Source organism: Glycomyces sp. NPDC050141 (assembly GCF_055586545.1).
In genome coordinates, this window is record NZ_JBVJHZ010000034.1 from 17,637 (window position 1) to 29,890 (window position 12,254).

General features: G+C 69.9%; 11 protein-coding genes. 2 read left to right on the top strand and 9 right to left on the bottom strand.

What is annotated here, in order from left to right; genetic code table 11:
• Positions 1-44 precede the first annotated feature (44 nt).
• Both ACZ60M_RS19040 and mshC read right to left on the bottom strand, forming a co-directional pair.
• The gene (locus tag ACZ60M_RS19040; protein ID WP_465419813.1) at positions 45-1,700 is read right to left on the bottom strand and encodes an enoyl-CoA hydratase-related protein; all 1,656 of its coding nucleotides are present in this window, start codon (positions 1,698-1,700) and stop codon (positions 45-47) included.
• A 71-nt stretch (positions 1,701-1,771) separates the two neighbouring features.
• A complete protein-coding gene (gene mshC, locus ACZ60M_RS19045; protein WP_465419815.1) occupies positions 1,772-3,013 on the bottom strand; it encodes a cysteine--1-D-myo-inosityl 2-amino-2-deoxy-alpha-D-glucopyranoside ligase in 1,242 nt (413 codons plus the stop codon).
• A gap of 130 nt (positions 3,014-3,143) precedes the next feature.
• On the opposite strand from mshC, the gene ACZ60M_RS19050 reads away from it, so the two are divergent.
• Positions 3,144-4,118: an aldo/keto reductase gene (locus tag ACZ60M_RS19050; protein ID WP_465419816.1), complete on the top strand. Its 975-nt coding sequence runs from the start codon at positions 3,144-3,146 to the stop codon at positions 4,116-4,118.
• Positions 4,119-4,159: 41 nt separating this feature from the next.
• Here the strand turns inward: ACZ60M_RS19050 and ACZ60M_RS19055 are convergent, their stop codons facing one another.
• Positions 4,160-4,642: a VOC family protein gene (locus tag ACZ60M_RS19055; protein WP_465419818.1), complete on the bottom strand. Its 483-nt coding sequence runs from the start codon at positions 4,640-4,642 to the stop codon at positions 4,160-4,162.
• Between the two features lie 72 nt (positions 4,643-4,714).
• On the opposite strand from ACZ60M_RS19055, the gene ACZ60M_RS19060 reads away from it, so the two are divergent.
• Positions 4,715-5,566: an AraC family transcriptional regulator gene (locus ACZ60M_RS19060; RefSeq protein WP_465419820.1), complete on the top strand. Its 852-nt coding sequence runs from the start codon at positions 4,715-4,717 to the stop codon at positions 5,564-5,566.
• An 89-nt stretch (positions 5,567-5,655) separates the two neighbouring features.
• Here the strand turns inward: ACZ60M_RS19060 and ACZ60M_RS19065 are convergent, their stop codons facing one another.
• The 6 genes from ACZ60M_RS19065 to ACZ60M_RS19090 form a co-directional block, all read right to left on the bottom strand.
• The gene (locus ACZ60M_RS19065) at positions 5,656-6,201 is read right to left on the bottom strand and encodes a histidine phosphatase family protein (protein WP_465419822.1); all 546 of its coding nucleotides are present in this window, start codon (positions 6,199-6,201) and stop codon (positions 5,656-5,658) included.
• Between the two features lie 57 nt (positions 6,202-6,258).
• Positions 6,259-7,878 (bottom strand): ribosomal protection-like ABC-F family protein, encoded by a 1,620-nt coding sequence (abc-f, locus tag ACZ60M_RS19070; protein ID WP_465419824.1) that lies wholly within the window; start codon positions 7,876-7,878, stop codon positions 6,259-6,261.
• Between the two features lie 251 nt (positions 7,879-8,129).
• Positions 8,130-9,452, bottom strand: coding sequence for a M20/M25/M40 family metallo-hydrolase (locus ACZ60M_RS19075; protein ID WP_465419826.1), 1,323 nt, complete (start codon positions 9,450-9,452; stop codon positions 8,130-8,132).
• Between the two features lie 81 nt (positions 9,453-9,533).
• Positions 9,534-10,724, bottom strand: a complete 1,191-nt coding sequence (locus ACZ60M_RS19080) for a cation:proton antiporter (RefSeq protein ID WP_465419828.1) — start codon at positions 10,722-10,724, stop codon at positions 9,534-9,536.
• Positions 10,724-11,209: a cation:proton antiporter regulatory subunit gene (locus tag ACZ60M_RS19085; RefSeq protein WP_465419830.1), complete on the bottom strand. Its 486-nt coding sequence runs from the start codon at positions 11,207-11,209 to the stop codon at positions 10,724-10,726. Before ACZ60M_RS19085 ends, ACZ60M_RS19080 begins: the two co-directional genes overlap by 1 nt.
• A 53-nt stretch (positions 11,210-11,262) precedes the next feature.
• The gene (locus tag ACZ60M_RS19090) at positions 11,263-12,156 is read right to left on the bottom strand and encodes a transglutaminase domain-containing protein (RefSeq protein WP_465419831.1); all 894 of its coding nucleotides are present in this window, start codon (positions 12,154-12,156) and stop codon (positions 11,263-11,265) included.
• Positions 12,157-12,254: the final 98 nt, after the last annotated feature.

Sequence of the window (12,254 nt, forward strand, 5' to 3'; positions counted from 1 at the left end):
GGACGGCACCTGTCAACGCACTGGCGGGAATGGCAAGCGCCGGCCTAGCGGAACCGCAGCTTCTCGGGGGTCTCGGCCGGGGCCGACTTGCCGAGGAACGCGCGTCGCTTGCCGTCGAAGCCGTGGCGGTCGTCGAACATGTCGCGGGCCATCTCGGCCAGCTCGATGGTCTGGTAGTACGACAGCGGCTTGGACTCGGCGCGGCGGCGGGCCTTCGCGGCGAACATGCGCCCGCGCGTGACCGGCTCGTTGTAGCCGATCGCGACCGCGCGCAGCCAGCGCTGGAACTCGTCCCAGTCGCGGGGGCCGACGGCGCCGATGAGGCCGATCTGCTTGGCCTCGGCGGCGGAGACCGGCAGCTTCTCCCCCAGGAGGCGGGCCGCGACCTCCTCGCCGACGCGGTTGGCGACCGACCAGGTGTGCAGCTCGGAGCCGTAGATGCCCATGTCGTAGTAGGGGTTGAGGACGGTGCCGTCGCGGGCGACGGTGACGTCGGCGCAGAGGGCGGCCATGACCCCGCCCGCGCCCGCGTTCGCGGAGAACGCGGCGACGGTGAGCTGGTCGGCCTGGGCGATGGCCAGGCACAGCTCGTCGATGGCGTTGATGTTGTCCCAGGCCTCGGCGGCGGGGTCTTCGGCGGCGTCGATGACGCCGAGGTGGATGCCGTTGGAGAAGGCGTGCTCGGTGCCGGTGACGACGAGGATGCGGGTGTCCTCGATGAGGGCCTTCTCGACCGCGCCGGTGAGGCGGCGGCACTGCTCGGTGTGCATGGCGCCGTTGTAGGAGCGGATGGTGAGGTAGCCGATGTCGCCTTCGCGGCGGTAGACGGATTCGGCGATGGCGTCGGGGGCGGGTTTGAACGGCGCGTTCGTGGCGTCGATGACCATGCTCGCGGGGAGTTTGGGTCCGCGTTTTTTCTCCAGGAGGGCGGCGTAGCCGACCCAGAGGGTGCCGCGGCCGGTGGCGAAGGCGATGGACTCGCAGTCGCGGCCGACGATGGTGCCGGGTTCGGCGCCTGTGTCCTCGGTCGTGGCGGCGGCGTCGAAGAGGCAGTAGGTGCGGCCGTCAAGCACTGCGGGGGCGCCGGGGGCGCCGTCGGCGGCGGCGATGCGGCGGGCGAGCTCGGTCGCAGGCGCGCGCCAGTCGAGCGCGAAGGCGTCGCGGCGCAGGAGCGGGAGCTCGCCGGTGCCCGGGACGGGCAGGGGCAGGTCGGCGGCGGGGACGGGCCGCTCGCCGTTCTTGACCTTGCGGACGACGGTGGCGACGCACTCCATGGCGGCGTCGGCGACGCGGCTGTTGTAGAGCGACGATTTTGTGATGCCCGCGGGGACGTCGAATGTGGAGCAGGCCCAGACGGGCCCGGCGTCCATCTCCTCGACCGCCGAGAGCGCGGTGACGCCCCAGCGGGGGCCCTGGCCGAGCAGGGTGTGGTCGAGCGAGGACGGACCGCGGTCGCCCACCGGTCCGGGGTGGACGATCACGGTGGTCCAGCGCTTCCAGACCGCTTCGGGCACACGGTGCTTGAGGAACGGGCACAGGATGAGGTCGGGGTCGATCCGCTCGACCGCGCGGGTCAGCGATTCGGGGGCGCTGTGGGCCGGGGCGAGTTCCACGCCGACCTCGTGCCCCTGTTCGCGCAGGGTGCACCACACGCGCTGGGTGAGTCCGTTGAACCCGGACGCCAGCAGCAGGATCTTCAATTCGACTCCAGGAGGATGGGGAGTCGGCCACGCTCAACTGTGAGCGTACCGATACTCGGCATTTCGCACAATCAGCGCGTGCAGTCTATGCCGAGCAGTCCTCGCATCGTGTCGCGGGCGAGGTCCGGTGCGGACGGGTCTTCGCCACCGTTCGTGAGGGTCTCATTCGCCCAGGTGTCGACGGCCGCAAGGGCTCCGGCGGTGTCGAGGTCGTCGGCGAGGCGCTCGCGGACGGCCTTGAGCATCGCCCCGGCGGGGGCGGCGAGCTCGCGGGCGACGGCCTCGCGCCAGCGCCCCAGGCGCAGTTCGGCTTCGGCGAGTTTCGCGGCGCTCCACTGCCGGTCGGAGCGGTAGTGGTCGGTGAGGAGGGCGAGGCGGACGGCGGCGGGGTCGACGCCTTCGGCGCGGAGCTTGGAGACGAACACGAGGTTGCCCAGGGACTTCGACATCTTCTCGCCGTCGAGGCCGATCATGCCGGTGTGGACGTAGGCGCGCGCGAACGGGCCCGTGCCGGTGAGGGATTCGGCGTGGGCGGCGGAGAACTCGTGGTGGGGGTAGATGAGGTCGTTGCCGCCGCCTTGGACGTCGATGGTCTCGCCGAGGTGGTCGAGGGCGATGCAGGCGCATTCGATGTGCCAGCCGGGGCGGCCGGGGCCGACGGGCGAGTCCCAGGAGGGCTCGCCGTCGCGGGGGGCGTTCCACAGGACGGCGTCGAGCGGGTCGCGCTTGCCTTCGCGTTCGGGGTCGCCGCCGCGCTCGCGGGCGTAGCGGAGCATGGTGTCGCGGTCGTAGTTGGATTCGCCGCCGAACGCGGGGTGGGCCTCGACGGCGTAGTAGACGTCACCGGATTCGTGGCGGTAGGCGGCGCCGGTCTCCAGGAGGCGGGCGATGGCGCGGCCGACGGAGGGGATGGACTCGACGGCGCCGATGTAGTGGCGGGGCGGGAGGACCTGGAGGGCCTCCATGTCCTCGCGGTAGAGGGCGGTCTCGCGCAGGCCGAGGACCTGCCAGTCGGTGCCGTCGCGTTCGGCGCGTTCGAAGAGGGGCTCGTCGACGTCGGTGACGTTCTGGGCGTAGTGGACGTCGATGCCCTGGTCGAGCCAGTAGCGGTGCACGAGGTCGAAGGTGATCATCGTCGCGGCGTGGCCGAGGTGGGTGGCGTCGTAGGGGGTGATGCCGCAGACGTACATCGAGGCGCGCTCGGCGCCGGGCTTGACCGTCTCCAGCAGGTCCGCCGAGGCGGTGTCGTGCAGTCGCAGGGCGGGGCCGTGGCCGGGGAGGGCGGGCAGGTGCGGTGCGGTCCAGGAATCCATGCCCGCGATCTTATTTCGAATACCGGCCGGGCGGCCAGTGCCGGTGATTCGCGACCGAGACGCACTTGTTGTCCTTCCAAGCGCACCTGAGGCTTTCATGCGAAGGTTGCTCGATGTAACTTGTGTGGTCATGGAACGCCGACCACTTGGACGCAGCGGCATCGAAGTCTCCTCGCTAGGCCTGGGGACGATGACGTGGACCACCGACGAGGCCGGGCTCGAGGACGCCGCAGCGCAGCTGCAGACGTTCGTGGAGGCCGGCGGCACGCTCGTGGACACCGCCGACGTGTTCGGGCAGGGCGCGGCCGAAGCGGTGATCGGGCAGCTCATGGGCAAGATCGTGGCCCGCTCGGAGCTGCACATCGCGACGAAGGCGGGGGTGCGCACGGACGGGGCGCCGCGCAAGCGGGACACCTCGCGCGGGTGGCTGATGCGGTCGCTCGAAGGGTCGCTGCGGCGGCTCGGGACCGACTACATCGACTTGTGGATTCTGCACGTGTACGACCCGGACACGCCGCTGGAGGAGACCATGTCGGTGCTCGACGCGGCGGTGTCGAGCGGGAAGGTCCGCTATGTGGGCCTGTCGAACCACACCGGGTGGCAGACGGCGCGGGCGTTCGCGTGGCAGTCGGCGTGGCCGGGGCGGACGCCGATCGTGGCGAACCAGGTCGAGTACTCGCTGCTGCAGCGCGGGGTCGAGCGCGAAGTGCTCCCGGCGTGCCTGGCGCTGGAGATGGGCGTGCTCGCGTGGTCGCCGCTGGGGCGCGGGGTCCTGACGGGCAAGTACCGGTTCGGGCGGCCCGCCGATTCGCGGGCAGTCTCGGCGCAGTGGTCGCGGTTCGCCGGGGTGTACCTGGACGAGCGCTCGGCGGGGATCGTCGAGGCGTGCGCGACGGCCGCTGAGGGGCTCGGGGTGAGCCCGCTCGAAGTGGCGCTGGCGTGGGTGCGCGACCAGCCCGGGGTGGCCTCGGCGATCGTGGGCGCGCGGAACGCGACGCAGCTGCGGGCCTCGCTCGCGGCGGAGCAGCTGTTCCTGCCGCCGGAGATCCGGCTCGCACTGGACGACGTGTCGGCGCCGACAGTGGGGTACCCGGAGAGCTACTGAAGGGCGGGCCGTGCGGCCCGCCCTGTGGTTTCCTGTTGCGGCTATTCGCTTCCGCCCATGGAGGCCATCCACTCGTCGATGCGGCGCTCGGCCTCTTTGCGCGGGACGTCCTTCACGCGCGTCATGATCGACCAGCGGCGCCCGAACGGGTCGGCGATCGAGGCGTAGCGGTCGCCGGTGAGGAACACGCTCGGCTCCTCCCTGACCCTGGCACCGGCCTCGACGGCCTTGGCGCACACCGCGTCGCAGTCCTCGACGTAGAGGACCAGGGACGCGGTGATGTGCTCGGGGTCGGGCGCTTCGAGGCCCCACGCCGGGTTCGCGTCGCCCAGCTGCAGGATCGAGTTGCCGATGAGCAGCTCGCAGTGCGCGACGGTGCCGTCCGGCATGTCGTTGCGCATGAGGACCTCCGCACCGAATACTTCCTTGTAGAACTCGACGGCCTTGGCGCCCTCGTTGACGACGATGAACGGCGTGATCGAGTGGTAGCCGTCGGGGATCGGGTTGACTTCGTTCTCACTCATGAGGCCAGTCTCGCCGGGCCCGGCCGGGCGCGCTTGTAAAAAAGCGTCACACCCCGGAGGTAGTTTCAGGGCGTGAACGGAGCTACCGCGCGCGGCGATACCGCCAGCGAAAAGGGCCTGCTGCGACCGCAGGAGGCCGTGAACTTCATCGACCTGCGGCGATACCGCGAGACGGGGCTCCTCGGGCAGTACGTGGAGCGGTACTGGACGGTCCACTGGGACCTGCCTGAGGGCGCCTCGTACGAGTCGGTGGTGATCCCCCACCCGTGCGTGAACCTGAGCTTCATGCCCGTCATCGGGGCGGAGCTGCACGGGCCCGGGGTCGCGGTCTCGCGGCACCCGCTCACTGGCCGCGGCCGGGTGTTCGGGGTGAAGTTCCGGCCCGGCGGGTTCACCGCCTTCACCGGGGTCGAGGGGGCGGCGCTGGCGGACTGGTCGGCGGGCGCTGGGACGGTGTTCGGGCCCGAGGTCGACGAGTTGAACGCGATCGTGATGAGCCGCAACGACATCGAAGCGATCCAGGTGGTCTCGCGGTTCCTCGCCGAGCGCGTGCCCGATCATCCCGACCAGCGGTACGGGCGGGTCCTGGCGGTGGTGCGGGCGATGCTGGAGGACCGTTCGATCACTCGCGTGGACCAGCTCGCGTCCCGGTTCGCCATGTCCCCCAAGACACTCCAGCGGCTCTTCCAGGACTACCTCGGGCTCGGCCCGAAGACCCTCATCCAGCGCTACCGCCTCCACGACGCCGCCGACCGCCTCGCCGAGGACCCGCAGACCGACCTCGCCCGCCTCGCTGCCGAGCTCGGCTGGTCCGACCACGCCCACTTCACCCACGACTTCAAGAACCTCATCGGCTTCCCGCCCTCCGAGTACGCGGCCCAGTGCGCCACGGCAGGAAGGGAACTCGTCCTCGCCCGCCGCTAACTCATTGAGGGACCTAAGGACTCGCTTTGGTCCCTCCATGGGAATGGCGGGGAACGGCGGGCCGCGCAACGCGGCCCGCCGTTCCTTTCCTACAGCTTCCTGCCGAGGAGGTAGCGCCAACCGGGCTGCCATTGGAACGACTCGTCGACAAGGTCTTCGATGCGGGCGCCGCCGAGGAGTACTTGGAGGGCCCAGCGGTTGGCGGAGTGGGCGACGATAACGATCCTCTGGCCGTCGCGTTCGGCCGCGATTTCGTTGAGGAATTCGAGAGTCGCCTCGATGACCTGGCGGTAGCTTTGGCCGCCGGGGAACGGCTGGTCGATGCAGGCGGCGCGGAGCTCGGCAATCTTGCTGACCGGGTGGCCGTTGAGGTCACCGTAGTCGCATTCGCGCAGGCGGCGGTCCTGGTGGACCGGGATGCCGGTGTCGCCGAAGGCGATGCGGGCGGTCTCGACCGCGCGGTGGAGATCGGAGGTGAACACCGCGTCGGGAGCAGGTGCGCGGTGGCGGAGGCCGAGTTCAGCGGCGACCTCGCGGCCACGGGCGGAGAGGCGGCCGGGCAGGTGCCCGGTCGCGATGCCGTTCTCGTTGTCCTCGGTGATCGAGTGGGTTTCGAAGGTGATCGCTACGGCCATAAGGGGTTCGCTTTCATGTCGGGGCGGGCCCGAGTGTAGACCTCGGGCCCGGCCCATTCAGAGGATGGCGCCCGCGTCCATGTGCAGGTGGCGGCCTTGGAAGGAGCCTCGGAGGCGGCGGTCGTGGCTGACCAGGACCACGGTTCCCTCGTACCCTTTCAATGCCTCTTGGAGTTCTTCGGCCAGGACCGGGGACAGGTGGTTGGTCGGCTCGTCGAGGAGCAGCACGTCCACCGGCCTTGTCACCAGCCTCGCGAGTTCGAGGCGGCGGCGCTGGCCGACCGAGAGGGAAGCGACCGGCTTGCCGAAGTCCTCGTGGGCGAACAGGCCCAGGCGGTTGAGCGCTTCGGCGTGTTCCTCAAGGGTGCCGACCCGGCCTTCGGCGAAGGCTCGCAGCACCGACTTCCGGTCCGAGCCGGGGCCCGCGAGTTGACGCAGGTGGCCGATCGCGCCATTGCGTTCGACCGTGCCCTCGTCGGGCTCGAGTTCACCAGCGAGGACCCGCATCAGCGTGGTCTTGCCCGCGCCGTTCGGGCCGGTGATCAGGATGCGCTCGCCTTGCGAGATCGACAGGTCATGGACCTTGAGCCGGTCCCCCACTCGGATGCCTTTGAGCACCAATGCGGGGGCTTCGGTTGCCGCGCCAGTGGTCGCCAGGGCGGACTCGAAGCGCATCGGCTCCGGCGGCTGCGGGACCGGGTTGGCCCTCAGCCGTTCGAGCATCTGCTTCGCGACCTTGATGCGGCTGCCAGCGCCGTGCGTACGGCTCCGCGCGCGGAAAGCACCTGCGCCTGAACCGGGCTTCTCCAGCTTGCGTGGGATCGCCCCCATGCGGTCGACGTTGTGGTCGACGATGCCCTGGTGGCGGTCGAGTTCGCTCTTCCAGACCTCGTAGGCCTCTGCTGCTTGCTGGCGTTGGATCTCCTTAGCGCCCAGGTATCCCGCGTAGCCGTTGCCGTAGCGGCGGGCCTTGCGGTCGGCGACTTCGAGCATGGTCGTGGTGATGGCCTCCAGGAAGGCGCGGTCGTGCGTCACGGCGACGACCATGCCCTTCCATTCGCGCAGTTCTGATTCGAGCCAGGTGACGGCGTTGTCGTCCAGGTCGTTCGACGGTTCGTCGAGGAGCAGCAGGGCGGGTTTCGAGGCGAGGGTCGCAGCGAGCATGAGCCTTGAGCGTTCACCGCCTGAGAGCGTCCCCAGGGGACGGTCACGGTCGAGGCCCGGCAGGCCCAGGGCCGCCAGCGCCCGGTCGACTCGGAGGTCCGCGTCCCAGCCTTCGCGGGCTTCGAAGCGGGCCAATAGCTCCGAGTACTGGTCGCCCGCGGCTTCGTTGCCGTCGGCGATCTGCTGTTCGGCCTCGCGCATGGCCTGCTCGATGTCACGCAGGTCGGCGAGGGCAAGGTCGATCGCGTCGGCGACCGTGTCGTGTCCAGGCAGGTCGAGGCTTTGCGGCAGGTAGCCGATGCCTCCCGGCGAGGCGACAGTGAGGTCGCCGTTGTCGGGTTCCTCGACGGCGGCGAGGAGCCGGAGCAGAGTGGACTTGCCGGAGCCGTTGTCGCCGATGACGCCGAGTCGTTCGCCGGGCCTGACGGTGAAGCTGACGCGGTCGAGGACGAGGTTGTCCGCGTAGCGCTTGGTGACGTCTACAAGGGAGAGTTGTTGGGCATGGCGGAACATATGCGCGCCTCCAGAAAGCAGTCGTTCGGGGAAGGAAGGGAACGGCACGCGCAAGGAGAAGCCCGTTGGCTCAGTGGATTGCGATGCGTGCCTTGGCGGTCTCGCGGAGCTCGGCTCTACGCGGGACCTGGCTGCTTTCTAAAGGAAAATCAACATCGCCACCGATTCTAGCTGCGATCGGGGCGGGGTGTCCAGGAATTGACGGGCCCTAAGCCGGTGAGTGCGCTCACTGGCCTAGGGCCCGTTGGGTTCTATGACTGCGAAATGAACCGGTCCATGACGTCCACGCCGAACTTGAGGCCGTCGAGCGGGACGCGCTCGTCGATGCCGTGGAAGAGCGCGGTGAAGTCGAGGTCGGCGGGGAGCTTCAGGGGCGCGAAGCCGAAGCAGCGGATGCCGAGGGTCGCGAAGGCCTTGGCGTCGGTGCCGCCCGAGAGCATGTACGGGACGGTGCGGGCGCCCGGGTCGGCCTGGCGGATCGCCTCGGCCATCGCGTCCACGAGGACTCCGTCGAAGGAGGTCTCGTAGCCGGGCTGGCGGATCTCGTACTCGAACTCGATGCCCTCGCCCGCGAGCTGGCGGAGCGTGGCTTCGAGCTCGTCGTTGCGGCCCGGGAGGGAACGGCAGTCGAGGACCGCGTCGGCGGTGGAGGGGATGACGTTGGTCTTGTAACCGGCGTTGAGGCGGGTCGGGTTCGCGGTGTTGCGGAGGGTCGCGCCGATGAGGCGGGCGACCGGGCCGAGCTTGGCGACCGTCTCGTCGGGGTTGTTCGGGTCGAACTCGATCCCGGTGAGCTCGGAGACGGACTCGAGGAACTGCCGCACCGTGGGGGTGATCTCGACCGGGAACTCGTGCTGGCCGATGTTGGCGACGGCGCGGGCCAGGCGGGTGACGGCGTTGTCGTCGTGGAGCATCGAGCCGTGGCCGGGGCGGCCGGTGGCGCGCAGGCGCAGCCAGTCGAGGCCCTTCTCGGCGGTCTGGACCACGTAGACGCGCAGGTCGTTGGGGAGGGTCATGGAGAAGCCGCCGACCTCGCCGACCGCTTCGGTGACGCCTTCGAAGACCTCGGGGTGCTCTTCGACCATGAAGCGGGCGCCGTAGTCGGAGCCCGCCTCTTCATCGGCGGTGAAGAGGAGGACGAGGTCGCGCGGGGGGACCTTGCCGCGGCGCTTCCAGTCGCGCACGAGGGCGAGGAGCATCGCGTCGAAGTCCTTCATGTCGACGGCGCCGCGGCCGTAGAGGTAGCCGTCCTTGATCTCGCCGGAGAAGGGGTGGACGGTCCACTCGCCGGGTTCGGCGGGGACGACGTCGAGGTGGCCGTGGAGGAGGAGGGCCCCGCGGCTGGAGTCGGCGCCGGGGTAGCGGCAGGCGACGGAGGCTCGGCCGGGCGCGGACTCGTAGATCTTGGGTTCGAGGCCGACTTCGGCGAGCTTTTCCGCGACGTACTCGGCGGCGGCGCGCTCGCCTTTGGCGGTCGCGTTGTCGCCGGTGTTGGTGGTGTCGATGCGGATGAGGTCGCGGGCGATGTCGACGACCTCGTCTTGCGGGCGGGGCGGGTTCGCGGTTTCAGCCATCCCAGAGTTCTATCAAGCCCGTATAACGGTTCGCTCGCTGCGGTGGCGGGAGTCGCAATGTTCACTCCCGCCACCGCAGCGCTAGGCGGCTGACTGCGCGAGGCGTTTCGCCCGGTTCTTCTTGCGGCGCTTGGCGACGATCGGGCCGGCCAGGCGCGGCGCGAGCGGGCCGATGGCGGCCAGGATCAGCACGTACGCAGCGGAGACGGACCCGAGCGCGGGGTCGAGCCCGGCCGTGACGCCGAGCCCGGCGATGACGATCGAGAACTCGCCGCGCGGCAGGAGCACGAGCCCGGCGCGGAGCTTGCCGGTGAACGCCGAGCCGGTGCGGCCCGCGGCCCACCAGCCGGTGGCGAACTTCGTCGCGATCGTGCAGACCGCCAGCGCGATGGCGACCGGGAGCACCGGCGGCAGCGCTGTCGGGTCGGTTTCGAGCCCGAAGTTGACGAAGAAGACCGCCGCGAACAGGTTCTTGAGCGGTTCCAGTGTCTCTTCGGCTTGGCGTGAGACCTCGCCGGAGAGGGCCATGCCGACGATGAACGCGCCGACGGCGGCCGAGACGTGGACCTGCTCGGCGAGTCCGGCCACGACGAGGACGATGCCCATGACTTTGAGCATGAGGATCTCGTCGTTGGGTGAGGCGAGGAAGCGCGAGAGCAGTCCGCCGAAGCGGGAGGCGACGACGAACGCGGCGGCGACGGCCAGGAGGGCGACGCCGAGGCCGATGGCGGCCTGCGCGAACGCGAGCCCGGCGAGGATCGTGGTGAGGATCGGCAGGTAGAGCGCCATGATCATGTCCTCGGCGACGAGGAGGGCGAGGATCGTGGGCGTCTCGCGGTTGCCGAGCCAGCCGAGGTCGGAGAGGACCTTCGCGATGATGCCGGAGGAGGACACGTAGGTGACGCCGCCGAAGACGACGGCGGCGACGGGTCCCCAGCCGAGCAGGAGCGCGCAGACGACGCCGGGCGTGGCGTTGAGGACGAGGTCGACGACGGCCCCGAGCCAGGAGGTCTTCATGGTGCCGAGCAGTTCGCGCGGCGTGTACTCCAGGCCGAGGGTGAACAGGAGGAGGACGACGCCCACTTCGGCGCCGACGTCGAGGAAGCCGGTGATGGCGTGCATCTCGTAGATGCCGCCGTGCCCGAAGGCGAGCCCGGCGAGGAGGTAGAGCGGGATCGCGGAGATGCCGAACTTGCCTGCGAAGGCTCCGAGCAGGCCGAGGGCTCCGATGAGGAGGCCGAGTTCGAGGAGGAGCTCGACGGTCCCGTGCATTAGGCGGAACCGCGCAGGATCCGGTCGACTTCGTCGACGGCCTCCTGGGTGCCGATGGTGACCAGGCGGTCGCCGACGTGCAGGATCGAGGAGGGGGCCGGGCCGGTCTCGACGCTGTCGGACCGGACGATCGCGACGACGGAGGCGCCGGTGCGGGTGCGGGCGCGGGTGTCGGCGAGGGGCCGTTCGGCGTACGGGCTGGTGGCGTCCACTTTGAGCTGTCGCGAGACGAGGTTGTCGATCTCGTGGTGGAGGCGGTTGAGCTTCTCGACGATGCGGGCGCCGCCGAGGAGCTCGCCGATGGCGGCGGATTCGTCGGCGGAGAAGACGATGCAGTCGAGCATCGAGTCGGGGTCGTCGGGGTCGTAGATGATGAAGTCGCGGCGGCCCTCGCGGTGGGCGACGATGCCTAGGCGCACATGGCGTTTGGTCTCGAATTCGAACCGCACTCCGATTCCGGGCAGCTCGGTGCGCTCCACGTCCACTTTTCTGACTCCTTTTGTGTGGGATACGCACCGAACCGTACAGCACGGACCGGTCAGTCGACCGGGATGACGGTCTCCAGGCGGCTGCGGAGGTGGTTGCGGACCTGCTCGGGGACGCGGATGCGGTCGTCGGCCTCGTAGCGGGCGCGCACGTCGGCGGCCGTGCCGGGGTCGGCGGTGACGGCAGCGAGGTCGTCGAGGAGGGCGATCAGGTCGGCGTCGATCGCGTCCTCGGGTTCGGGCATGCGGCCCCATACGTCCCAGGGCAGGAGTTCGAGGTTGGCGAGGGCGGCGGCGTCGCGGACGAGGTTCCCGGCGATCCACCAGGGCCCGGACTCGCCGGGGAGGTGCGGGAGGCCGCACTTGTCGGCGTCGAGTTCGCCGGCGCGGTAGGCGATCCAGGCCTGCCCGGCGACGATGAACCGGTCGCGGGGCACGTCAACAGGGTCGAAGTCGAGTTTGAACTCCTGGACCTGGACGGGGTCCATCTGGGCGTCGGAGAGGATCCAGCGTTCGCCGTTCCAGTGCTCGGCGACCCAGTGGTCGACGTACCACTCGGCGTCCTGGTCGTAGTGCCAGAACCCGCAGCGGGCGCGGGCGGGGATGCCGTGGGCGCGGAGGGCGGCGACGGCGATGAGCGTGAAGGTGCGGCAGGTGCAGGCGAAGCGGTCCTGCGGTTCACGCGGTTGGGCAAGGGGCCGTTGGTCGTCGGCGAGGATCCGGCCGAGGATGCGGTCGGCGGCCCGGACGTGGGCGGTCTCGCGCTGGGTTTCGGCGAGTTCGAAGCCGTAGAGGCGGGTGAGGTCCTGGTGGACGAGGTTGCCTTGGACGGCGGCGAGGAGGGCGGGTACCTCTTTGGGGAGGGCAAGCAGGGCTTCGTGGTGGATGCCGGCGTCGGTGAGCGGGCCGGGCTGGGTGTAGTAGGCGAGGGTTTCGTTGGCGCTCATGGCGTTCCTTTCTCGGGAGGTGCCATGAAGCCTATGGAGATTTCGGCCCTATTGCCCAAATTCAATCGTACAAATGTGCGGGCTTGAATTTGTGGGGA

Coding starts and splice junctions, on each gene's coding strand:
- mshC (WP_465419815.1), bottom strand. CDS start 3,013: ATGGATTCCTGGACCGCACCGCACCTGCCCGCCCTCCCCGGCCACGGC.
- ACZ60M_RS19055 (WP_465419818.1), bottom strand. CDS start 4,642: ATGAGTGAGAACGAAGTCAACCCGATCCCCGACGGCTACCACTCGATC.
- ACZ60M_RS19080 (WP_465419828.1), bottom strand. CDS start 10,724: ATGCACGGGACCGTCGAGCTCCTCCTCGAACTCGGCCTCCTCATCGGA.
- abc-f (WP_465419824.1), bottom strand. CDS start 7,878: ATGTTCCGCCATGCCCAACAACTCTCCCTTGTAGACGTCACCAAGCGC.
- ACZ60M_RS19065 (WP_465419822.1), bottom strand. CDS start 6,201: ATGGCCGTAGCGATCACCTTCGAAACCCACTCGATCACCGAGGACAAC.
- ACZ60M_RS19090 (WP_465419831.1), bottom strand. CDS start 12,156: ATGAGCGCCAACGAAACCCTCGCCTACTACACCCAGCCCGGCCCGCTC.
- ACZ60M_RS19075 (WP_465419826.1), bottom strand. CDS start 9,452: ATGGCTGAAACCGCGAACCCGCCCCGCCCGCAAGACGAGGTCGTCGAC.
- ACZ60M_RS19050 (WP_465419816.1), top strand. CDS start 3,144: ATGGAACGCCGACCACTTGGACGCAGCGGCATCGAAGTCTCCTCGCTA.